Here is a 21,661-nt window from a genome sequence, read left to right on the forward strand (position 1 = left end):
GCCCAGGGAGCACTGTGCGCCCCGTGCCCGGTCGGGCGCCGACCCGGGCAGCAGTCGCACAGTGTCCGCCCGGCATCGCGGCCGGTGGGCCCCGCGGGCCGCAGCTACCGTGGGGCGGCGAGGCGCTGTCGGCGCGGACGACGGGAGACTGCGATGACGCTGCTCGGACGACTGCGGGGCATCGCCGCCCGCACCCGGCCGGTGCACCCGGAGACGGCGCGGGCGCTGGCCGAACGCTGGGCGGCGCTGCCGGCGCACGTGCAGACCCCGGCGCAGAGCCTGGGCCGGCACGCGGTCGGTTGCGAGGGCACGCACGGCGTCTTCCCGAAGTGCAACCTCACCTGCACGCCCTGCTACCACTCTGCCGACGCCAACAAGGTGCGCATCGACGGCCAGCACACCGTCGACCAGGTCGAGCAGCAGATGGCCTACCTCGAGCAGCGGCGCGGCCCCTACGCCCACGCCCAGCTGATCGGCGGTGAGGTGAGCCTGCTGCCGCCGGACGACCACGCCGCGGCGCTCGAGGCGATGCGGGCGCACGGGCGGTCGCCGATGTCGATGACCCACGGTGACTTCGACCCCGAGTACCTGCGTGCGCTGGTGACCGGCGACGACGGCGGCCTGCGGTTCGACCGGGTGAGCTTCGCGGCGCACTTCGACATGCTGATGCGGGGCCGCCGCGGCGCGGTGAAGCCCCGGTCGGAGGCCGAGCTGCACCCGTTCCGCGCGCGGTTCGTGCAGATGTTCCGCGACCTGCGCGCCGAAACGGGCCTGCGGTACTACCTGGCGCACAACATGACCGTCACCCCGGCCAACCTCGAGCAGGTGGCCGAGACGGTGCGCGCGGTGCTGCCGATGGGCTTCTCGATGATGAGCTTCCAGCCCGCCGCGCACGTCGGGGACGACCGCCGGTGGAAGGAGTCCTACACCGCGGTCGACGTCGACGCGGTCTGGGCGCAACTGGAGCAGGCGCTGGGGCACCGGGTGCCGCACGAGGGGATCGAGTTCGGCGACCCGCGCTGCAACCGGGTCGCCTTCGGGTTCCTGGTCGCCGGCCGCTGGCACGGGGTGATCGACCCGGACGATGCCCGCGACCGCGCGGCCCGCGACCGGTTCTTCGCGCACTTCGGCGGGGTGGCCTTCGGCGGCACGGCCCCGCTGCTGCTGGTCGGCAAGGTGCTCCGGGTGCTGCGCCGGCACCCCGGCGACCTGCCCGTCGCGCTGGGTTGGGCGCGGCGCACGGTGCGCCGGGCCGGCGGCGCCCGGGCGCTGGTGCGGGCCGCCCGCGCCGGCGCGCTCGGGCTGATGACCTTCGAGGTGCACAGCTTCATGGACGCCGCGCAGGTCGGCCCGGCGTGGGAGCTGATGCAGCGCGGGGAGCAGGCCGCCGACCCGCAGCTGCGCGCCACCCAGGAGCGGCTCGCCGCCTGCACCTACTCGATGGCCCACCCGGAGACCGGCCAGCTGGTGCCGGCCTGCGCGCAGCACTCCGTGCTCGACCTGGCCGAGAACGCCCAGCTGCGAAAGCTGCTACCGCTGACGGTCGTGGGCTGAGGCACCGTCCCGCGCCTCCGACAGGCCGGCCGGGGGGACGACGCACCGGGCGGTGACCGGGATGCGCAGCCCGACCTCGGCGCCGACCGGGACCTCCGCGCCGGGGGGCAGCTCGGCGGCCACCGCGGCCGGCTCGGTGCCGCGGCCGGCCACCTCGACGGTGACCAGCGCCCGCAGCCCGCGCCGGCGGACCTGCACCACGGTGCCGCGGGCGTCGGCGTCCGCGGCGGCGACGAGGGTGACCGCCTCCGGGCGGACGACGAGCACGCCGGGGCCCTCCGGGGCGGGTGCTGGGAGCTCGAGGTCGCCGAGTGCGGAGCGGTGCCGGCCGCCGGTGACGGTGCCGGGCACCTCGGTGCGCCCGCCGAGCAGCCGGCTGACCGCCAGGGACCGGGGCCGCGCGTACAGCTCCCGCATCGGCCCCAGCTGCTGCAGCCGGCCGGCGTCCAGCACCGCGACGGTGTCGGCCAGGGCGTCGGCCTCCGCCGGGTCGTGGGTGACCAGCAGCACCGTGGGCGCCAGCCGCAGCCGGAGGTCGGCCAGCAGTTCGTGCATCTCCTGGCGCAGCCCGGTGTCCAGCGCGCTGAACGGCTCGTCCAGCAGCAGCACCCGGGGCTCGGCGGCGAGCGCCCGGGCCAGCGCCACCCGCTGCGCCTGGCCGCCGGACAGCGCCCGCGCCGGCCGGTTGCCGAACCCGCCCAGCTGGACGAGCTCGAGGTGGTGCTCGGCGCGCTCGCGCACCTCCCGCCGGGGCAGGCCGCGCACCCGGTCGGCGAAGCCCACGTTGTCCCGCACCGACAGGTGGGGGAACAGCAGCGGGCGCTGGAAGACCATCGCCATCCCGCGCCGCTCCGGGACGACGCCGGCCAGGTCCCGGCCGTCGAGGTGCACCGTGCCGCGGGTCGGGGCGTCCAGCCCGGCGGTCAGCCGCAGCACCGTGCTCTTCCCGGAGCCGGACGGGCCCAGCACCGCCACGCAGGACCCGGCCGGGACGGCGAGGGTCAGGTCGTCCAGGGCCGGCGGGGCCCCGGCGGTGTGCACCCGGGTGAGGCCGGTCAGCTGCAGCGAGCCGCTCACCGCCGGGCCCGCCGGCCGATCGAGCCGATCACGACGAGCAGCGCGACCGGCGGCAGCACCGCCGACAGCGCCAGCACCGCCACCTGGGCGTCGTTGCCGGTGGCCGAGGCGGCGGCGCCGACCAGCAGCGGCAGGGTGACCAGCCGGCCCCCACCGACGAGCAGGGTCACGACGTAGTCGCTCCACCCGACCAGGAACGCCAGGAATGCCGCGCCCGCGACCGCCGGGGCCAGCAGCGGCAGGTGCACCGAGCGCACCACCTGCCAGGCGGAGGCGCCGAGCAGCCGGGCCTCCTCGTCGTGGTGCCGGTCGTGGGCGGCGTACGCGGCCCGCATCACCACGGTCGTGTACGGGATCGCCGCCACGGTCAGCAGCAGCACCAGCCCGACCTCCGCCGGCACCCGCAGCCGCAGCAGCAGCACGTCCAGCCCGAGCGCGACGGCGAAGGGCGGCAGCACCAGCGGGGAGAGCAGCACCGCGAACACCAGCCCGGGCGCGCGCAGCGCCCCCGAGGTCAGCGCCCGGCCGGCCAGGGCGCCCAGCGGGGTGGCCAGCACGGCCACCGCCGTCCCGAGCACCGCCGACCGGACGGCGGCGGGACCGGCGCCGGCGGCCCGGGCCTCGGCCAGCCCGGTCGTCCCCCAGGCCTGGGGCAGCAGGGCCGGCGCCGACCAGCGGTCCGCGGCGGCCCACAGCAGCAGCGGCACCAGCGGGAGCACCAGCCAGACGGCGAGCGCGCCGCGACCGAGCCGGGAGACGAGCACCGGTGCGCTCACTGCTCGGCCGCCAGCCGGCGCAGCGACCGCAGCGAGACCAGCACCGCCACCAGCCCCAGCGCCGACGTGGTGACCGCGACCGCGGCGGCCTGGGGCCGGGCGGCGAGGTCGATGGAGGTGAACAGTCGGACGGCCAGCACCGGCAGCGGCTCCGGCGACGGCCGGCCCAGCAGCGCGGCGACCTCGTAGGAGCCCAGCGTGTAGACGAAGCTCACCGCGGCCGAGGCGCCCAGCGCCGGGGCGGCCAGCGGGAGGGTGACGTGCCGGAACCGGGCCCACCGGCCGGCGCCCAGCAGCGCGGCGGTCTCGGTGTAGGAGGCCACCCGGCTGCTCAGCGCCCCGGCGACCACCAGGGCGATGAACGCCGACTCCTTCCAGGCGTACTCCGCACCCACCGCGATCCACCAGCGGCCGCCCACCAGCGCCGGCCAGTCCGCGGGGGCGATGCCCAGCAGCCGGGGCAGGAACCCGGCGTCGGCCAGCAGCAGCCCCATCGCCGCCGCGCCCACCAGGTGCGGGACGGGGATGGTCAGCGAGCTGAGCGTGGCCAGCAGCCGGCTCCGGCGCGCCCCGGCGGTCACGGCCAGCGCCAGGAAGAGCCCGACCACCGTGGCCACCGCCGTCGCCCCGGCCGCGATCGCCAGCGACAGCCGGATCGAGGTGCCCAGCTCGGTGGCCCGCCAGGCGTCCAGGGACAGCTCCGGCCGGCCGACCAGCGGGGTCAGGCCCAGGCTCAGCAGGGCGGCGGAGGTCAGGGCGGCGCCGACGACGACCACCACCGGCACCACCGCGGGCAGCACCAGCAGGGTCGCGCGCCGGGCACCGACGCCGGGCCGGCCCGCTGCGGTCACCCGGCCGCGACCTCGCGCCGCCACCCGTCGTCCAGCGGGGTCACCCAGTCGGCCGAGAGCTCCGGGTCGGCACCGGCGGAGAGCTCCTCGTAGCTGGGCACCACCGCGGAGTCGGGCAGCGCCTCGAACCCGGCCCGCGCGTCGTCGTCGAGCCGGTCCAGGTCCAGCACGGTGAACTGCCCCCAGACCTCGGGGCGGGCCTTGGCCAGCTGCTGCTCCGGCGAGAGCGCCAGGTCGGCCACCACCATCGCGCCGGCCTGGTCACCGGAGGTGGAGGGGATGGCCAGGAAGCTGGCGTTGCCCAGCGTGCCCTCCTCCAGGGTGAGCACCCGGGTGGTGTCGGGGAAGGTGCCGTCGGCGACCAGGTCGTCGACGGTCGCCGGGCCGTAGGTCATGGTCATGTCCACCTGGCCGTCGGCGAACAGCCGGTCGAGCTCCTGCTGGCTCTGCGGGTAGGTGTCGCCCTCCCGCCACAGCGCGGGCGCCAGCTCGGCCAGCCGGTCGTAGAGCGCCGGGCTCAGCTCGTCGTAGGCCTGGTCCGTGTACTCCAGGGGCACCTCCTCGACGCCGCCGGACACGCTGTAGAGCACCTGGCGCAGGAACGCCGAGCCGGTGAAGTCCGGCGGGGCCGGGTAGGTGAACCGGCCCGGGTTCGCCTCCGCCCAGTCCAGCACGCCGGCCAGCGTCGCCGGCGGGTCGGGCACCCGGGCGGCGTCGTACACCAGGCTGAACTGGGCCTTGTGCCAGGGCGCCTCGCAGCCGTCGACCGGGGTGCCGAAGTCGGTGGTCAGCAGCGGGTCGTCGGGATCGGTGCCGGCCATGTTCGGCAGCATCGACGTCCAGTCGCACAGCCAGGCGCCGGCCTGGCGACCGGTGGCGAAGTTGTCGCCGTTCACCCAGACCAGGTCCACCTCGCCCTCGGTGACGCCGGCCTGCCGCTCGGAGAGGACGCGGTTGACCGCGTCCCCGGTGTCGGCGATCGGCACCCGGCGCAGGGTCACCCCCAGCTCGGCCGCCGCCGGGGCCAGCACGTCGTCGACGTAGGCGTTGCCCTGCACGTCGCCGCCGTACATCCACAGGTCGACCGTCTGCCCCTCGGCCTCGGCGAGCACGTCGTCCCAGGAGCGGTCCTCGGCCGCCGGCGCCTCCGCGTCCGGCGCGGCGCACCCGGTCAGGACGACGGCCGAGGCACCCGCCGCGACGAGCGCGCGGCCGTACCAGCGGTGGAGCACGGTCACGGGTCTGCCTCCCTGGCGTCGGTCCGCCCTGCCGGCGGGGTGGCCGCGGCCCAGGGGCTGCGCCAAGATCGTGCCCTACCCGATGGTGCCCCGCCACCGGGTCGACGTGCTGGGCGAGGATCGGAGACCCGGGTGCTCGACGCTGCCGCGCGGCGGGTGCTCGACCGGCCGCTCGCCCGGACGGCCGGCGTGCTGGACCGCTCCTGGGTGAGCCCGGACCGGCTGACCGCCGTCGGCCTGGTGCTGGGCCTGGGCAGCGCCGCCGCTGCGGCGGTGACCCTGTGGTGGCCGGCGCTGGTGCTGTGGCTGCTCTCCCGGCTGGCCGACGGGCTGGACGGCCCGCTGGCCCGGCGGCGTCGCGCGGCCGGCGCCCCCGGGGACGCCGGCGCCGGCGGGTTCTTCGACATCACCGCGGACTTCCTGGTCTACGGCGCCGGCGTGCTGGGCGTCGCCCTCGGGGTGACCGCCGGGCGGGGCGACCCGTGGGAGCCCTTCGCCGCCGTCCTGCTCGCCTACTACGTCAACGGCGCGGCGTTCCTCGCCTTCTCCTCGCTCGCCGAGCGGGCCGGCCGGCAGTTGGACGACAGCCGGTCGCTGTCCTTCCTCGGCGGGCTGGCGGAGGGCACCGAGACGATCGTGGTGCACGCGCTGTGGCTGCTGCTGCCGGCGTTCGCCTGGCAGCTGGCCTGGGTCTGGGCGGTGGTGGTGGGCATCAGCGCCGTCCACCGGATGTGGGCGGGTCACCGGGCGCTGCGCTGATCCATCCCCGCGCGCAACCGGACCAGGCCGCGCAGCGCCAGCCGGACCGCCGGGGCGCGCAGCCGGGCGCGCACGTCGGCGAGGGCGGCGTTCCACGCCGCGTCGTTGTAGGTCGGGTAGGGGTGCGTGGTGCCGGCGACGTCCTGCACCCGCAGCCCCTGTCGGACGGCGAGGGTCAGCTCGCCGAGGCTCTCCCCGGCCCGGGGGCCGATCACGGTCGCTCCGCGCAGCCGCCCGCGCCGGTCGTGCACCAGCGTCGCGGAGCCGGCGGTGAGGTCCTCGGCGATGGCCCGGTCGATCTCGGTGTGCGGGAGGCGCCGCACGGTCAGCCCGGCGGCCGCCCCCTCGGCCGGGCTCATGCCGACCGAGGCGACCTCGGGGGAGGTGTAGGTGACCCGGGGGACGACGGGGTCGACCCGGCGGCGCAGCCCGAGCACCGCGTTGCTCGCGGCCAGGCTGCCGCGCACGCCGGCGACGTGGGTGAACCGCGGGCCGCCGGTGACGTCGCCGGCCGCCCAGATCCGCCGGTTGCTGGTGCGGAGGGCGTCGTCGACGACCACGCTGCCGTCCTCGGCCAGCTCCACCCCGGCCGCGGCGCAGCCCAGGCCCTCGGTGCGGGCCCGGCGCCCCACGGCGACCAGCAGCCGGTCGAAGGGCACGGTGCCGCCGTCGGCCAGCCGGAGCTCACCGCCGTCCCGGTCGCCGGTGACCCCGATCGCCCGCGCGCCGTTCCGCACGTCGACGCCGTCACGGACCAGCGCGGCGGTGACCAGCTCGGAGGCCTCCTCGCTCTCCACGGCCAGCATCCGGTCGGCGGAGTCGACCACCGTGACCTGCGCGCCGAGCCGGGCGAACGCCTGCCCGAGCTCGCAGCCGATCGGCCCGCCACCGAGCACCGCCAGCCGGGTGGGCAGCGTCGTCAGGTCCCACACGGTCTCGTTGGTGAGCGGGTCGACGCCGGCCAGGCCGGGGACGGGCGGGAGCACCGGACCCGAGCCGGTGGCGATGACCGCGGCCCGGAACCTGATCTCCCGGCCGTCGACGGTGGCCCGGTCGGGCCCGGTGAACACGGCGTCGCCGGTCAGCACGGTGACGCCCTTGCTGCGCAGCGTCTCAGGGGAGTCGACCGGCTCGATGGTGGCGATGGCCTGTTTCACGTGGATCATGACCCGCGCGAAGTCGACCTCGACGCCGGAGACGTCCACCCCGAGCCGGGCGGCGCTGCGGGCGTCGGCCGCCGCGGTCGCCGAGGCCAGCAGCGCCTTCGACGGCACGCACCCGGTCCACAGGCAGTCGCCGCCGGTGCGTTCCCGCTCGGTCAGCAGCACCCGGGCGCCCAGGGCGGCGGCGGTCGTGGCCGCCACGATCCCGGCGGTGCCACCGCCGATGACGAGCAGGTCCCACGTCCGTCCTCGGGTCACCGGACCCACGCTAGGCGGGCACCCGGCGCGGCGCCGTCCGGTCGGGGGAGGATCGCGGGCGTGGCAGATCGGGTGCACGACGTGCTGGTGGTCGGCGCCGGCCAGGCCGGGCTGGGCACGGCTTGGTGGCTGGCCCGGAAGGGCGTCCGCGACGTGGTGGTGGTGGACGCCGCCGAGGTGGGGGGCAGCTGGCTGCGCCGCTGGGAGAGCCTGCAGCTGTTCACGCCCCGCCGGTTCAGCAGCCTGCCCGGGGTGCCGTTCCCGGCCGGGGCGACGCCGACGCCCGACCGGGTCGAGATGGCGGACTACCTGCACCGCTACGCCCGCCGGCTCGACGTCCCGGTGCGCCCCTGGACCCCGGTCACCCGGCTGACCACGCACCCGGTGGGCTTCCGCGCCGAGACCCGGGAGGGGCCGGTGCTGGCCCGGCACGTGGTGCTGGCCACCGGCCCGTTCGCCCGGCCGCGGGTGCCGGCCGCGGCCCAGGAGCTGGACCCGGCGGTCGCCCAGCTGCACTCCGCCGACTACTGCCGGCCCGCCGACCTCCCCGCGGGCCCGGTGCTCGTCGTCGGGGGCGGCAACTCGGCGGCGCAGCTGGCCGTCGAGCTGTCGGCCACCCACGAGGTCACCGGGGTCAGCCCGCGGGAACCCCGGTTCCTGCCGGAGCGGGTGCTCGGGGTGAGCGTCTACTGGTGGCTGCTGCTGTCCGGGGTGCTCAACGCCGGCGGCGACAGCCGGGTGGCCCGGGGCATCCGCCGGCGCGGTGACGCGATCATCGGCCGGGAGCTGCACCGACTCCGGGACGACGGCGTCATCGGCTGGCGGACCGGGCGGGTGGTCGGCGCGGGGGGCGACCGGGTCCACCTGGACGACGGGCGGACCGAGCAGGTGTCCGCCGTGCTGTGGTGCACCGGCTTCCTGCCGGAGACCGGCTGGATCGACGTCCCGGGCGCGCTGGACGCCGACGGACTGCCGGTCCACCGCTGCGGGGCCTCACCGGTGGCCGGGCTGCACTGGATGGGGCTGCCGTGGCAGACCCGGGTCAACTCCTCGATCATCGACGGCGTCGACCGGGACGCCCGGCGCACCGCCCGCCGGATCGCCCGGAGCAGCGGCCGGTCCCGGCAGCGGGACGGAGACCGGCCCGGGGGATGAGATCCTCCCCGGGATGATCGACGTGGTCCCGGGTGGCCTCCTCCCCGAGGGCCTGACCCCCGAGGTGCTCGCGCTCGTGCTGCTCACCGCGTTGGCCGCCGGGTGGATCGACGCCGTCGTCGGTGGCGGCGGCCTCCTCCAGCTGCCCGCGCTGCTGCTGGTCCCGGGGATCAGCCCGGTCCAGGCCCTCGCGACGAACAAGCTGGCGTCGATCTTCGGCACCACGACGAGCGCCGTCACCTACCACCGCCGCGTGCACCCGGACCTGCGGACCGCCCTCCCGATGGCGGGGATCGCCCTGGCGTGCAGCTTCGCGGGGGCCTCGGTGGCCGCGGCGCTGCCCGCCAGTGTGTTCAAACCGGTCATCGTGGTCGCGCTCGTCGCGATCGCGGCGTTCACCGTGCTGCGTCCCGCCTTGGGGGAGGTGACCGCGCTGCGCCACAGCGGACGTCGCCACCACGGCGTCGCCGCGGCGACGGGCGCCGCGATCGGCTTCTACGACGGCATCCTGGGACCGGGCACCGGGTCGTTCCTCGTGTTCGCCATGGTGTCGCTGCTCGGGTACGACTTCCTCCACGCCAGCGCCAAGGCGAAGATCGTCAACGTCGCCACCAACCTGGGGGCGTTGCTCTTCTTCGTCCCCTACGGCGCGGTCTTCTGGGGCCTGGGGCTGCTGCTCGGCGCGGCCAACACGCTCGGGGCCTACCTCGGCGCGCGGACGGCGACCGCTCGGGGCAGCCGCTTCATCCGGGTCGTCTTCCTGGTCGTCGTCACCGCGTTGATCGGCCGGGTCGGCTGGGACGTCTGGACGGAGAACGTGCGCCCACTGCTGGGCTGAGGCCCTGGGCGGTCAGGCGCGCAGCGAGACCGTCTGACCGCGGCCGACGGCGCGGATCTCGCCCGGTGCCCGGCGGGCGGCCACCTCGGCGACGAAGTCGCCCAGCGGGCTCTTGAAGAGGCCGTAGTCGTCGTAGTGCACCGGCACGGTGACCGGGGGCGTCAGCAGCTCGACCAGGTCGGCGCCCTGCCGGGCGTCCATGGTGACCGTGATGCCGGCGACCTTGGTGCCGCCCAGGTGCGGGATCAGCACGTCCAGCGGTCCGCAGCGCTGCAGCACCTCGCCGAGCACCGGGCGGAACAGGCTGTCGCCGGTGACGTAGCCGCGCCAGGTCACCGTGCCGTCGCGCACCAGCTCCAGCACGCTGCCCATCACCTGCGGCAGCAGCCGGGCCAGCGGGCCGGGGCCGTGCACCCCGGGGACGCTGGTGATCCGCAGCGTGTCGCCGCCCTGACTGAGCTCGTGCGTCTGCCAGGGCCGCAGGTCCGAGGTCTGGGTGAAGCCCCGCTTCGCCAGGCAGCCGGCCGCCTCCGGGGTGGTCACCACCGGGGTCTCCTTGGGCAGCGACCGGGTGGCCACCCGGTCCCAGTGGTCGCCGTGCATGTGGCTGAGCAGGACGGCGTCCAGCGCCGGCAGCTGGGCGGGCACCAGCGCCGGGTCGGTCAGCCGCCGGCTGCGCAGCCCGTACCCCAGGTGTGCCCACTGGCCGCGGTGCAGGAAGTTCGGGTCGGTCAGCAGCGTGAACGGGCCCAGGCGCAGCAGCGTCGTGGCGGTGCCACCGAAGGTGAGCGTGACGTCGTCCCCGGGCACGGTCATGAGGAGCGGGATACCCGACTCCCCGCCGGGGATGCGCCGTTGGTCACCGGATGCTCTCTCCCGTCCCCGGAGGGTGCAATGGGTGACCAACGGCGTCGGTCTTCCCTGGCTGGTAGACACGGGGCGTGGCACAGCCCCGATCCGTCGACGAGTCCTTCCTCGCCCTCCCGTTGTCCGCGCTGGCCGATGCGGCGCTGACCCGGGCGGTCGACCTGGGCTGCGAGCACGCCGACCTGCGGGTCGAGCGGATCCGCACCCAGGCCGTCCGGCTGCGCGACGCCCGGCTGGAGGCGCTGGCCGACGGTGAGGACCTCGGTCTGGCGGTGCGCGTCGTGCACGAGGGCACCTGGGGCTTCGCCGCCGGCGTGGTGCTCACCGCCGCCGAGGCGGTCCGACTGGCCGAGGAGGCCGTCGCCGTCGCCGGAGTCTCCGCGGCGATGAACACCGACCGCGTCGAGCTGGCCCCCGAGCCGGTGTACGCCGACGGCGAGTGGGTGTCGGCCTACGACGTCGACCCGTTCGCCGTCCCGGACGCGGAGAAGACCGCCCTGCTGGTCGAGCTCTCCGAGGGGCTGCTGGCCGCCGACGGCGTCGAGCACGTGCAGAGCAGCGTCTCGCAGGTCAAGGAGCAGAAGTTCTACGCCGACACGGCCGGCACGCGCACCCACCAGCAGCGGGTCCGGGTGAACCCGGAGTTCACCGCGCTCACCGTCGACCGCACGACCGGCACCTTCGAGTCGATGCGGACGCTGGCCCCGCCGGTGGGGCGCGGCTGGGAGTACCTCACCGGCACCGGCTGGGACTGGCGGGCCGAGCTGGCCGAGCTCCCCGAGCTGCTGCGGGAGAAGGTCAAGGCGCCCTCCGTCGACCCGGGCCGCTACGACCTGGTCGTCGACCCGTCCAACCTGTGGCTGACCATCCACGAGTCGATCGGGCACGCCACCGAGCTGGACCGTGCGCTCGGCTACGAGGCCGCCTACGCCGGCACGTCCTTCGCGACCGTCGACAAGCTCGGCACGCTGCAGTACGGCTCGCCGCTGATGCACGTCACCGGCGACCGCACCGCCGAGCACGGCCTGTCCACCGTCGGGTGGGACGACGAGGGCGTCGCCGGCCAGCAGTGGGACCTGGTCCGCGACGGCGTGCTCGTCGGCTACCAGGTCGACCGCAACATGGCCCGGCTGCGCGGGATGGAGCGCTCCAACGGCTGCGCCTTCGCCGACTCCGCCGCCCACGTGCCGGTGCAGCGGATGGCGAACGTGTCGCTGCAGCCCGCCCCCGACGGCCCCTCGACCGAGGAGATCATCGGCGGGGTCGAGCGCGGCGTCTACGTCGTCGGGGACAACAGCTGGTCGATCGACATGCAGCGGTACAACTTCCAGTTCACCGGCCAGCGGTTCTACAAGATCGAGGGCGGCCGGCTGGCCGGCCAGCTCCGGGACGTCGCCTACCAGGCGACGACGACGGACTTCTGGGGCTCGATGACGGCGGTCGGCGGGCCGCAGACCCACGTGCTCGGCGGCGCCTTCAACTGCGGCAAGGCCCAGCCCGGTCAGGTCGCCCCGGTCAGCCACGGCTGCCCGACCGCGCTGTTCGAGAACACGACCATCCTCAACACGAAGCAGGAGGGTGGGCGATGAGCTCGCAGACCCCGCAGCAGCTCGTCGAGGCCGCGCTGGCGGCGTCCACGGTGGACGGGCAGATCACCTACGTCACCGACAGCTCGGAGGCCAACCTCCGCTGGGCGAGCAACAGCCTGACCACCAACGGCGCGATGCGCTCCCGGCAGGTCGTCGTCATCTCCTTCGTCGACGGCGGCGCCGGCATGGCCACCGGCACGGTGGCCCGGACCGGCACCCCGGACATCGCCGAGCTGGTGCGGATGAGCGAGCACGCGGCGCGGGACGCCGGGCCGGCCGAGGACGCGATGCCGCTGATCAGCGAGGCCCCCGCCGGGTCGGGCGACTGGGACGCCGAGGCGGCCACCACCTCCATCGACGTGTTCGCCGGCTTTGCGCCCGGACTGGGTGAGGCCTTCGCCGCCGCGCGCAGCCGCGAGGAGCTGCTCTTCGGGTTCGCCGAGCACCAGCTCGCCACCACCTACCTGGGCACCTCCACCGGCCTGCGGCTGCGGCACGACCAGCCCGCCGGGCGGGTCGAGCTGAACGGGAAGAGCACCGACTTCGGCCGGTCCGTCTGGGCCGGCGTCGGCACCCGCGACTTCACCGACGTCTCGGTGGCCGACCTCGCCGCCGAGGTGCAGCAGAAGATGGCCTGGTCGCAGCGGCGGGTCGAGCTGCCGGCCGGGCGGTACGAGACGCTGCTGCCGCCGTCCACGGTCAGCGACCTGATGATCCCGACCTACTGGGCGATGGAGGCCCGGGACGCCGACGAGGGCCGCAGCGTGTACGCCCGGGCCGGGGGCGGCAACCGGATCGGTGACCGGCTGGCGCAGCTCCCCCTGACCCTGCGCAGCGACCCGTACGCGCCCGGGCTGGAGACCGCGCCGTTCCAGGTGGTCGGCGGATCATCGGGGAGCGCCTCGGTGTTCGACAACGGCATGGCCACACCCGCCGTCGACTGGATCCGCGACGGCGTGCTGACCAACCTGATCCGGCCCCGGGCCTGGGCGCTGAAGACGACGGCACCGGCGACCGCGGCGGTGGACAACCTCGTCCTGGAGGACCCGAACGCCACCGCCACGCAGGCGGAGATGATCGCCCGCACCGAGCGCGGCCTGCTGCTGACCACGCTCTGGTACATCCGGGAGGTCGACCCGCAGACCCTGCTGGTCACCGGCCTGACCCGCGACGGCGTCTTCCTCGTGGAGGACGGCGAGGTGACCGGCGCGGTGAACAACTTCCGGTTCAACGAGTCCCCGGTCGACCTGCTGGGCCGGGCCACCGAGGCCAGCCGCAGCGTGCGGACCCTGCCGCGGGAGTGGAACGACTGGTTCACCCGGGCCTCGATGCCGATGCTCCGGGTCCCCGACTTCAACATGAGCTCGGTCAGCCCGGCCAGCTGACGGGCGACTCGTCCGGGCGGCCGGTGCGCCGCCCGGACGGTGTCAGTGCTCGCGGCGGTCGCGGCCCGTCTGGCCGGGGTCCGGGCTCGAGGTGGCGACCGCCGGGTCTATCGGGTCACCGGTCGGCTCGGGGCCCTGCGCGGCGGCGTCCGTGGAGGTGGGTTCGGTGGCCGGGTCGGAGCCGGCGGGTTCGGTCATGCCGGCCCGGTACCCGCGTGCGGGCCGGCCGGAACGGTCAGGGCGTGACGGGTCCGCGGCCGACGTCGTCCGGGTCCGGGGTGGGGAAGGCCGTCTCGGTCGGCGGCGCCGCCTCGGCGTCGTCCGAGCTCTGCTCGGGGGCGGCCGGCTCCTCTCCCTCGACGCCGAAGCCGTCGGCAGTCTGCGGTGCCCCCGCACCGGGGTCGGCGGCGGGGATTCCGTCGTCCGGGTTCGACGGGAAGGGGTCCAGCGGTGCGTTCATCGACATGGCCCGGCCCTACCCCGCTCCTCGTCGGTGGATGCACCGGCGCGTACGGCACGCGATCCCTGTGACGGTCGGGATGCGCGTGACTGGTGGGTGCACTGCGTCGTCGAAACCGCGTTTCATGCCCCGTTGTCACGGACATGAAACGCGGTTCATGTCTACTTCCCCACGAACGCCGACGACGACCCCCTGCCTCCCCGGCAGGACGGCGAGGGGAGCACCACATGACGTACCGCCAGAAGCCCTCGATCTTCCAGGTGGGCAAGGTCCACGACAACGGCCCGGCCGTGATCGTCTCCGGCTGGGGCCTGGGCATGTGCGCCTCGCTGTGCCGGTGCCACCGCAACCCGGAGGACGGTCAGCTCTCCCTCGCCGAGGACCAGGCCGGTGGCAGTCTCGGCCTGCGCAGCTTCACCGAGACCGGCGACTGCGACTGCTGCGAGGCCTGGTCGTCGACGGAGCTGTCCGCGATCCTGCGCGACATCGCCGCGGTCGAGGCCCTGGACGCCTCGGAGCCGGCCGCCGGCTGAGCTCCACCCGATCTGACCGAGCCGCCCACCGGGAAACCGGTGGGCGGCTCGCTGTCGTTCTCGGCCCGCACTCCGGGCGGCCCGTGTCGTGTCGTGCACGGGGGCACCGGCGCAGCCGTCGGCGCGCGGTGGGCGCCGTCGCTGATCGTCTCGTGCCGCCCGCGCGGGACGGGAGGGGCACGCGAGGCCTGTGGGACTGGGGTCGACTGTGGACCGATCGGTCCCGGCGCGCCGCGCCTCTTGACAAGAGCGCGATCTCCCTACCGTCCGTCGAGACGTGCACGGAGTCCCTCGCCCCTCCCCGGGCGGAACGTGCGCAGACGGAGGTCCAGTGAACCGATCGACCAACCGGCGGTGGACGCGCGCTGCCGCCCTCGCGCTGACCGTCGGCGCGGCCGTCGTCCTGACCCCGTCGATCGGCGCCGCCGCCCCGACCACCGCGGCCGAGGCCCGGAAGGCCGTCACCGACGCCGGGCTGGAGATCACCGCCCTGGACGAGCAGGTCCACGAGGCCGAGGCCGCCGCCGAACAGCAGCAGGCCGCCGCCGGCGCCGCCGCTGCCACGGCCGCCCAGGCGCAGGCACAGCTCGTCGCGCTGGAGCCGCAGCTGCGGGCGATCGCCCAGACCGGGTACGTCGGCACCACCCGCGGCCGGCTCGCCGCCTTCCTGACCAGCGGCTCGGCCGACGACCTGATCCAGCAGATGAACACCCTCGACCAGCTGGCCACGCACGCCGACGCCATCGTCGCCACGGCCGCCACCGCCCGGACCGCCGCCGAGCAGGCACAGCAGGAGGCCACCGCTGCCGCGGCGGCCGCCACGGCGGCGGAGGCCGAACTGCGGGCGCAGAAGGAGCAGCTGGAGGGCGAGCTCGCCGGCTACCAGGCCGACCTCGCCCGGCTGTCGGCCGCCGACCAGGTGCGGGTGCACAACGTCATCTCCGGGCCCGAGGTCGCCGCCCCCGCCCCCGCGCCGGCCCCCACCGCGGCCGCCGGGGTCGCCGTGCAGACCGCGCTCGCCCAGATCGGCGACATGTACGGCATCGGCGCCGAGGGCCCGGACTCCTTCGACTGCTCCGGCCTCACCCAGTACGCCTACGCCGCGGCCGGCATCTCGCTGCCGCACTCCAGCCGCGCCCAGTCACAGCTGGGCGTCGCCGTCTCGCGGGCCGACCTGCAGCCCGGCGACCTGGTCTTCTTCTACTCGCCGATCAGCCACGTGGGCATGTACATCGGCAACGGCCAGATGGTGCACGCCAGCGTCTCCGGCCGGCCGGTCGCGGTCACCAGCGTGGACAAGGGCGGCTACGTCAGCGCCCGCCGCGTCACCGGCTGAGGAAGGACCCCGCTGCCCCCACCGCTCGCGAGCTCGCGGCGGGCCCCTGCAGCGGGGCCGGGGCTCAGTCGTGGAAGCGGCGGCCCTCGGCGAGCAGCTGGACGCAGGCCGCGATCCGCTTCGCCCGGGTCTGTGGGGTCGCCGCGGTGTGCACCCGCCACAGGACGGCGTACCGGTTCGCCCCGTCCAGCCCGGCGAACGCCTCGGCGGCCCCGGGTTCAGCGGCCAGCGCGGCGGTCAGGTCCTCGGGCACGGTGATGGTGGCGGGCCCGGCGTAGGCCCGGTCCCAGCGGCCGTCGGCCTGCGCGGCCGCCACCGCGGCCAGCCCCGCCGGGCGCATCCGCCCCTCCGCGGTCAGCCGGGCCACCGACTGCACGTTCTTCTGCGACCAGACGCTCTTGGGTCGCCGCGGCGTGTACCGGACGGTGAACCAGTCGTCGTCCACCCGGTTGGCCCGGCCGTCGATCCAGCCGTGGCACAGCGCCACCTCGACCGCCTCGGCCGCGGTCAGCGACGGGATGCCCGCCGACTTCTTGGCGACTCTGAGGAACAGCCCCGGCGCCCGGTCGTGCTCGGCGGCCAGCCAGGCGTCGAAGTCGGCGGCGGTGGCGAAGGCCCGGGTCTCGAACGTGCTCTCGTCGGCCACGCCGGTCATCGTCCGCAGCCCGGCCTGCGCCGTCCAGGGGGCCCGGCGTGCGGTTTGTCCGGGCGACCGGTCGGCTACCGCAGGGCGGACGGCGCTCAGCAGGGGCGCCGCGACGACGACGGGACGACCGATGGCACGGGCACCTGGTCCCACCGCCCTGTGGCTGGTGCGGCACGGCGAGAGCGTGGGCAACCTGGCCGACGCGCAGGCACACGAGACCGGGTCGGGCCGGCTGGAGCTCGACGTCCGCGACCCCGACGTCCCGCTGTCGGACACCGGCGAGCGCCAGGCCGACGCCCTCGGTGCGTGGCTGGCGGGACTGCCGGCGGACGAGCGCCCGACCACGGTGCTCAGCTCGCCGTTCACCCGGGCGGCCGAGACGGCCCGGCGGGCGGTGGCGGCCAGCGGACTGGACCTGACCGTCCGGCACGACGAGCGGCTGCGGGAACGGGACTTCGGCGTCTTCGACGGCATGACCAAGCACGGCATCCGGGAGGAGCACCCCGACGAGGCCAGCCGCCGTGAGCTGCTCGGCAAGTTCTACTACCGGCCCCCGGGCGGGGAGAGCTGGGCCGACGTCGCCCTGCGGGTGCGCAGCCTGCTGGCCACCGAGGCGCTGCGGCACGACGGTGAGCGGCTGCTCTGCGTCTCGCACCAGGCCGTGATCATGGTGTTCCGGTACGTGCTGGAGGAGCTCTCCGAGCAGGAGCTGCTGGACATCGACCGGGCCGAACAGGTCGCCAACACCTCCGTGACCCGCTACGAGTCGGCCCACGGCGGGCAGTTCCGGCTGGCGGGGTTCAACGACGTCGACCACCTGGACGACGCCGACCCGGCGGGCGGCGCGCCCGTGACCGAGGAGACCGATGTCCCGACCCCGGCCTGACCACACCCTGGTCAGTCCCCAGGTGCTCCGCGACTGGCGGCTGCCCGAGCCGACCGGCGGCAAGGAGGCCCGCGGCTCGATCCTGGTCGTCGGCGGGAGCACGGAGACCGTGGGTGCGGTGCTGCTGGCCGCCGAGGCCGCGCTGCGGTCGGGCGCCGGCAAGCTCCAGGTCGTGGTGCCCTCGAAGGTCGCCCCGCACGTGTCGATCTCGCTGCCCGAGGCGCTCGTCCGCGGCGTGCCGTCGACCGAGGCCGGCGCCATCCAGGGCTCCTCGGCCGAGCTGCTCCTGGACCTGGCCCGAGAGGCCTCCGCGGTGCTGATCGGGCCGGGCATGGCCGACGAGCCGGAGACCCGGCGCCTGGTCGAGGAGCTGCTGCCCGAACTGCAGGGGCCGGTCGCCCTGGACGCGCTCGGGCTGGCCGCCGTCACCGCCGACCCGGCCTGCCTGCACCACCTGGGCGGGAACGTGGTGCTCACCCCGAACCCCTCCGAGCTGGCGATCGCGTTGCACGTGGGACAACGAGAGCTGGACGACGACCTGGCGGGCGCCGCCGGGCGGCTGGCCGAGCAGGCCCACGCCGTCGTCGCGCTGGGCGGGGCGACCAACTGGACCGCGACGCCCGACGGCCGGCTCTGGGCGGACGAGAGCGGCGGCGCCGGGCTCGGGGTCTCCGGCTCCGGTGACGTGCGGGCCGGGATCGTCGCCGGGCTGCTGGCCCGCGGTGCGGAGCCCGCCCAGGCAGCCGTGTGGGCGGCGCACGTGCACGGCCGGGCCGGTGAGCGGCTGGCCGCGACGGTCGGGCGGCTGGGCTTCCTGGCCCGGGAGCTGCCGCCGGAGATCCCCCGGGTGATGGCCGAGGTCGACCTCTGACCTGGGCATCGGCCAGGCTGACCGCATGAGCGGAGCGGTGGACGGCGTCCGGGCGGCAGAGGTCTACGAGGCGACGCTGCAGCCGCGCCCCGGTGGGCGGGTGCTGCGCGGTGCGCGGCTGGCGGCGGCGTTCGTGGCCGAGCTGGCCTGGGGGCTGATCCCCGGGCCGTCCCTGCACGACGTGGTGGTCACCCGTCGGGCCGACGGCGACGAGGTGGTCCGGGTGTCCGCCGGTGATCCAAGCGTGCCCGGCGACATGCTCGCCCTGGTCCGGCGTCAGCTCGGCGAGCTCTCCCCGGCGGCCTTCCTCGCCGAGTGGGGCGCCGACGACCCGGTGTGATCTGCTGCGCCCAGCAGCGGGAACCGCCCGCGACCTCGGTGAGGAGTGCAGCAACGTGGCTGACAGCTACATCGGTGAACTGGACTTCGGCGCCCCGGAGATCGACGAGCAGGCCTTTGTCGCCCCCACGGCCGTCGTCGTCGGCAAGGTGATCATGGGCCCGCGCGCCAGCATCTGGTACGGCGCCATCGCCCGGGCCGACTCGGAGGTCATCGAGATCGGTGCGGACTCCAACGTCCAGGACGGCTCCACCCTGCACAGCGACCCCGGGCACCCGCTGGTGATCGGCCGTCGCGTGACCGTCGGCCACAACGTCGTGCTGCACGGCGCCCGGGTCGACGACGACGTGCTGGTGGGCATGGGCAGCACCGTGCTCAACGGGGCGCACATCGGCTCCGGCTCGATCGTCGCCGCCGGCGCGGTGGTCATGCAGGGCGCGCAGATCCCGCCGAACTCCCTGGTCGCCGGGGTGCCGGCCAAGGTGCGCCGGGAGACCACCGAGGACGACCGGACGGCGATCGCGCTGAACGCGAAGAGCTACACCGACCGACTCGACCAGCACCGCGCCGTCCGGCGGGTGCAGCAGGCGGGCTGAGCCGGTGAGCGCCGAGGAGCTGCGCCGGCAGGTCGCCTGGACCGTGGAGGACCCCTCGCCCGCCCGGCGGGCCGGTCGGGTGCTCAGCGGGGTCGCCCACCTGGTCTCCACCGTGGTGACCTTCGGGGCGGACGCCGCGATCGGGGCCCGGCGCCCGGGCTGGACCGTGCCGAGGGGCCCGGACGACTACCTGGACCTGGGGTCGCTGACCCTGCGCATGCCCGGCTCCGGCCCGGCCGAGCCGGTGCAGGCCACGCGGACCGGTGTCTGGGCCACCCCGGCGGGCAGGCCGCCGCGCCGGTTGCCGGTGGAGGCGTGGCGGGTGGTCGAGGCGGTGCCCGGCACCGGCTCGGGTCGGCCTCGGCACCCGGAGGCGGAGTGGCGGCTGGTGCTGAGCGACGGCTCGACCCGGGGGTCGCTGACCGGCGCCTGGCTGGCCCTCGCCTGGATCGGGCACCTGGCCGGCTGGTCCGAGCCGGTGGCGGCGCCGGGACACGGATGAGCGCCGGGTCGTTCGAGGAGTTCGTCGCCGCGGTGTCGACGGCGTCCTTCCGCACGGCCCACCTGCTCACCGGTGAGCGCCGGGCCGCCGAGGACCTGCAGCAGGAGGCGTTGATCGCCGTCCACCGCCGCTGGGACCGGTTCGCCGACCGGACGGAGGCGCTGACCGCCGTCCGGCGGGAGCTGGTGGCCGCGCACGTGGGCCGGCGGTGGAGCCGGGTGGGCGAGTCGTTCGCCCACTCCCCGTTGTTCGTCGGCGCCGCCGGTGTCCCCGGCTTCGCCCCGGCGAGGCCGGACCCTGTCCCGCAGGACGAGACCGCCGCCGCGCTGGCGCACCTGTCCCCGGTGGAGCGGGCGGCGGTCGTGCTCCGGCACGGCACGGGGCTCCCGGAAGATCAGGCCGCCGATGCGCTCGGTGCCTCGGCGGACGACGTCCGGGCGCTGGTCGAACGGGCGCTGGACCAGCTCGGCGAGGTCCTCGGGGTGGACGGCACGCAGGCCGCGGCGCGGGTGCGCGAGCTGGCCGCGCGCCCCCCCGCCGCCCCCGACGGCGTCCACGCCCGGGTGCTGGACGGCGAGCGGGCGCAGCAGCGTCACCGGGCCGGGCTGATCGCCCTGGCGGGGTTCCTCGTCCTCGTCGTCCTGCTGGTGCTGGTGCTGGTCACCGGGTGACGGAGGAACCCCGCGCGGGCGTCAGTTGCGGATCGACGCCGTCAGCGGGCAGACGAACGGGTCGCGCTCGCCGAGCCCGACGCGGTTGAGGTACTGGACGACGATCCGGTAGGAGCCCACCAGCGACGTCTCGGTGTAGCTGATCCCGTGCTCGGCGCAGTGCGCGCGGACCATCGGCTGGACCTTCTTCAGGTTCGGCCGCGGCATGCTCGGGAACAGGTGGTGCTCGATCTGGTAGTTCAGGCCGCCCATCATGAAGTCGGTGACGCGGCCGCCCTTGATGTTGCGCGACATGAGCACCTGGCGGCGCAGGAAGTCGACCTTGGCGTTCTTCGGGACGATCGGCATGCCCTTGTGGTTGGGCGCGAACGAACCACCCAGCAGCAGGCCGAACACGGCCTGCTGGACCAGGATGAAGGCCACGGCCAGCAGCGGCGACATGATCAGGAAGACCGCGGCGACGAAGAGCCCGAGCCGGACCGCGATGATCGCGATCTCCAGCCGGCGGTGCGGCATCGTCTTCTCCCGGGCCAGCGTCGCGACGCTGTTGGCGTGCAGGGCCGCGCCCTCGAAGCACAGCAGCGGGAAGAACGCCCAGCCCTGGTGCCGGGTCCACCAGCCGCGCAGGCCGGTCATCCGGTCCTCGGCGTCGTCCGGGGTGAAGGCCAGGACCGCGGACTCGATGTCGGGGTCCTTGCCCATCTGGTTCGGGGCGTTGTGGTGCTTGTTGTGCTTCTGCATCCACCAGCCGTAGCCGATGCCGGCGAAGCCGCAGGAGAGCACCCGGGAGCTCCACTCGTTGGCCCGGTGCGAGCCGAAGGCCTGCCGGTGCGCCGTGTCGTGGCCCAGGAAGCCGAACTGGGTGCACACCAGCGAGAGGACGACGGCCAGGCCCAGCTGCCACCAGGAGTCGCCCAGCGCCACGATCGCGACCCAGACCCCGGCGAAGGCGGCCACGGTCAGCGCGATGGCGACCACGTAGTACGGGCGGCGGCGGTTCAGCAGCCCGGCGTCCTTCACCTGCTGGGAGAGCGCGGCGTAGACGCTGACCTGGCGGTCGCGGGGGCGCTCGGAGCGGGGCTGCCGAGCGGGGGGAGGCGTGGAGCCCTCCAGGGTGGTTGCGGTCATCTGCTCTCTCAGAGTGGGGTCCCGGGCTGCTCCGGGTGGTGCCGGGCGACCGGCGACGACGGGGGACCGCGCTACGTCTGGCTGGAGCACCGCGTGCCGCCGACGGTAGGCGACGGAGCCCTCCTGTGCCATGCCGGTCCGGCGAGGTGCTACGTGCGGGGCTGCCGGACACGCCGCCCCACG

At 75.5% G+C, this 21,661-nt stretch carries 24 protein-coding genes; 14 read left to right on the forward strand and 10 right to left on the reverse strand.

The window, feature by feature from the left end; genetic code table 11:
- Positions 1-153: 153 nt before the first annotated feature.
- Complete coding sequence (locus O2W16_RS05990; protein WP_269157893.1) at positions 154-1,554, forward strand: radical SAM domain-containing protein; 1,401 nt, start codon at positions 154-156, stop codon at positions 1,552-1,554.
- Here the strand turns inward: O2W16_RS05990 and O2W16_RS05995 are convergent.
- Genes O2W16_RS05995 through O2W16_RS06010 form a run of 4 tightly spaced genes read right to left on the reverse strand, consistent with a single transcriptional unit; the run spans position 1,531 to position 5,496 of the window.
- Positions 1,531-2,631, reverse strand: coding sequence for an ABC transporter ATP-binding protein (locus tag O2W16_RS05995; RefSeq protein WP_269157894.1), 1,101 nt, complete (start codon positions 2,629-2,631; stop codon positions 1,531-1,533). The two genes, O2W16_RS05990 and O2W16_RS05995, sit on opposite strands and share 24 nt — an antisense overlap.
- The gene (locus O2W16_RS06000) at positions 2,628-3,407 is read right to left on the reverse strand and encodes an ABC transporter permease (RefSeq protein ID WP_269157895.1); all 780 of its coding nucleotides are present in this window, start codon (positions 3,405-3,407) and stop codon (positions 2,628-2,630) included. The genes O2W16_RS05995 and O2W16_RS06000 overlap by 4 nt, the downstream gene beginning before the upstream one ends.
- On the reverse strand, positions 3,404-4,258 hold the full coding sequence (locus O2W16_RS06005; RefSeq protein WP_269157896.1) for an ABC transporter permease subunit: 855 nt from the start codon (positions 4,256-4,258) through the stop codon (positions 3,404-3,406). Before O2W16_RS06005 ends, O2W16_RS06000 begins: the two co-directional genes overlap by 4 nt.
- Positions 4,255-5,496: an ABC transporter substrate-binding protein gene (locus O2W16_RS06010; protein WP_269157897.1), complete on the reverse strand. Its 1,242-nt coding sequence runs from the start codon at positions 5,494-5,496 to the stop codon at positions 4,255-4,257. Before O2W16_RS06010 ends, O2W16_RS06005 begins: the two co-directional genes overlap by 4 nt.
- Positions 5,497-5,628: 132 nt before the next feature.
- Here O2W16_RS06010 and O2W16_RS06015 point away from each other — a divergent pair, with 132 nt between their 5' ends.
- Positions 5,629-6,255 (forward strand): CDP-alcohol phosphatidyltransferase family protein, encoded by a 627-nt coding sequence (locus tag O2W16_RS06015; protein ID WP_269157898.1) that lies wholly within the window; start codon positions 5,629-5,631, stop codon positions 6,253-6,255.
- Here the strand turns inward: O2W16_RS06015 and O2W16_RS06020 are convergent.
- Complete coding sequence (locus O2W16_RS06020; protein ID WP_269157899.1) at positions 6,237-7,676, reverse strand: dihydrolipoyl dehydrogenase family protein; 1,440 nt, start codon at positions 7,674-7,676, stop codon at positions 6,237-6,239. The genes O2W16_RS06015 and O2W16_RS06020 overlap by 19 nt on opposite strands.
- A gap of 60 nt (positions 7,677-7,736) precedes the next feature.
- Between O2W16_RS06020 and O2W16_RS06025 the strand changes: the two genes are divergently transcribed.
- Entirely contained in the window at positions 7,737-8,831 is a 1,095-nt protein-coding gene (locus O2W16_RS06025) for a flavin-containing monooxygenase (RefSeq protein WP_269157900.1), read from the forward strand.
- Between the two features lie 13 nt (positions 8,832-8,844).
- Positions 8,845-9,669, forward strand: coding sequence for a sulfite exporter TauE/SafE family protein (locus O2W16_RS06030; RefSeq protein ID WP_269157901.1), 825 nt, complete (start codon positions 8,845-8,847; stop codon positions 9,667-9,669).
- Between the two features lie 12 nt (positions 9,670-9,681).
- Here O2W16_RS06030 and O2W16_RS06035 read toward each other — a convergent pair whose 3' ends face one another.
- A complete protein-coding gene (locus O2W16_RS06035; RefSeq protein WP_269157902.1) occupies positions 9,682-10,485 on the reverse strand; it encodes an MBL fold metallo-hydrolase in 804 nt (267 codons plus the stop codon).
- A gap of 125 nt (positions 10,486-10,610) precedes the next feature.
- On the opposite strand from O2W16_RS06035, the gene O2W16_RS06040 reads away from it, so the two are divergent.
- Both O2W16_RS06040 and O2W16_RS06045 read left to right on the forward strand, forming a co-directional pair.
- On the forward strand, positions 10,611-12,125 hold the full coding sequence (locus O2W16_RS06040) for a TldD/PmbA family protein (RefSeq protein ID WP_269157903.1): 1,515 nt from the start codon (positions 10,611-10,613) through the stop codon (positions 12,123-12,125).
- Entirely contained in the window at positions 12,122-13,510 is a 1,389-nt protein-coding gene (locus O2W16_RS06045; protein WP_269157904.1) for a metallopeptidase TldD-related protein, read from the forward strand. The genes O2W16_RS06040 and O2W16_RS06045 overlap by 4 nt, the downstream gene beginning before the upstream one ends.
- Positions 13,511-13,552: 42 nt before the next feature.
- Here the strand turns inward: O2W16_RS06045 and O2W16_RS06050 are convergent, their stop codons facing one another.
- Both O2W16_RS06050 and O2W16_RS06055 read right to left on the reverse strand, forming a co-directional pair.
- Complete coding sequence (locus O2W16_RS06050; RefSeq protein ID WP_269157905.1) at positions 13,553-13,708, reverse strand: hypothetical protein; 156 nt, start codon at positions 13,706-13,708, stop codon at positions 13,553-13,555.
- A gap of 37 nt (positions 13,709-13,745) precedes the next feature.
- A complete protein-coding gene (locus O2W16_RS06055; RefSeq protein ID WP_269157906.1) occupies positions 13,746-13,976 on the reverse strand; it encodes a hypothetical protein in 231 nt (76 codons plus the stop codon).
- A gap of 221 nt (positions 13,977-14,197) precedes the next feature.
- On the opposite strand from O2W16_RS06055, the gene O2W16_RS06060 reads away from it, so the two are divergent.
- Together O2W16_RS06060 and O2W16_RS06065 are read left to right on the forward strand one after the other, a co-directional pair.
- Positions 14,198-14,503: a hypothetical protein gene (locus O2W16_RS06060; RefSeq protein WP_269157907.1), complete on the forward strand. Its 306-nt coding sequence runs from the start codon at positions 14,198-14,200 to the stop codon at positions 14,501-14,503.
- A gap of 331 nt (positions 14,504-14,834) precedes the next feature.
- The gene (locus O2W16_RS06065) at positions 14,835-15,839 is read left to right on the forward strand and encodes a C40 family peptidase (protein ID WP_269157908.1); all 1,005 of its coding nucleotides are present in this window, start codon (positions 14,835-14,837) and stop codon (positions 15,837-15,839) included.
- A gap of 64 nt (positions 15,840-15,903) precedes the next feature.
- Here the strand turns inward: O2W16_RS06065 and O2W16_RS06070 are convergent, their stop codons facing one another.
- Entirely contained in the window at positions 15,904-16,485 is a 582-nt protein-coding gene (locus O2W16_RS06070) for a YdeI/OmpD-associated family protein (protein WP_269157909.1), read from the reverse strand.
- Between the two features lie 130 nt (positions 16,486-16,615).
- Here O2W16_RS06070 and O2W16_RS06075 point away from each other — a divergent pair, with 130 nt between their 5' ends.
- Genes O2W16_RS06075 through O2W16_RS06100 form a run of 6 tightly spaced genes read left to right on the forward strand, consistent with a single transcriptional unit; the run spans position 16,616 to position 20,350 of the window.
- Positions 16,616-17,371, forward strand: coding sequence for a histidine phosphatase family protein (locus tag O2W16_RS06075; RefSeq protein WP_269157910.1), 756 nt, complete (start codon positions 16,616-16,618; stop codon positions 17,369-17,371).
- Positions 17,352-18,242 (forward strand): NAD(P)H-hydrate dehydratase, encoded by an 891-nt coding sequence (locus O2W16_RS06080; protein ID WP_269157911.1) that lies wholly within the window; start codon positions 17,352-17,354, stop codon positions 18,240-18,242. Before O2W16_RS06075 ends, O2W16_RS06080 begins: the two co-directional genes overlap by 20 nt.
- Before the next feature lie 25 nt (positions 18,243-18,267).
- Positions 18,268-18,582 (forward strand): hypothetical protein, encoded by a 315-nt coding sequence (locus tag O2W16_RS06085; protein WP_269157912.1) that lies wholly within the window; start codon positions 18,268-18,270, stop codon positions 18,580-18,582.
- A gap of 55 nt (positions 18,583-18,637) precedes the next feature.
- Complete coding sequence (locus tag O2W16_RS06090; protein ID WP_269157913.1) at positions 18,638-19,177, forward strand: gamma carbonic anhydrase family protein; 540 nt, start codon at positions 18,638-18,640, stop codon at positions 19,175-19,177.
- Positions 19,178-19,181: 4 nt separating this feature from the next.
- The gene (locus O2W16_RS06095) at positions 19,182-19,679 is read left to right on the forward strand and encodes a hypothetical protein (RefSeq protein WP_269157914.1); all 498 of its coding nucleotides are present in this window, start codon (positions 19,182-19,184) and stop codon (positions 19,677-19,679) included.
- Positions 19,676-20,350 (forward strand): sigma factor-like helix-turn-helix DNA-binding protein, encoded by a 675-nt coding sequence (locus O2W16_RS06100; RefSeq protein WP_269157915.1) that lies wholly within the window; start codon positions 19,676-19,678, stop codon positions 20,348-20,350. Before O2W16_RS06095 ends, O2W16_RS06100 begins: the two co-directional genes overlap by 4 nt.
- Positions 20,351-20,371: 21 nt before the next feature.
- Here the strand turns inward: O2W16_RS06100 and O2W16_RS06105 are convergent, their stop codons facing one another.
- Positions 20,372-21,478, reverse strand: a complete 1,107-nt coding sequence (locus tag O2W16_RS06105; protein WP_269157916.1) for a fatty acid desaturase family protein — start codon at positions 21,476-21,478, stop codon at positions 20,372-20,374.
- Between the last annotated feature and the right edge of the window lie 183 nt (positions 21,479-21,661).

This window comes from Modestobacter sp. VKM Ac-2984 (genome assembly GCF_026967985.1).
Classification (GTDB): domain Bacteria; phylum Actinomycetota; class Actinomycetes; order Mycobacteriales; family Geodermatophilaceae; genus Modestobacter.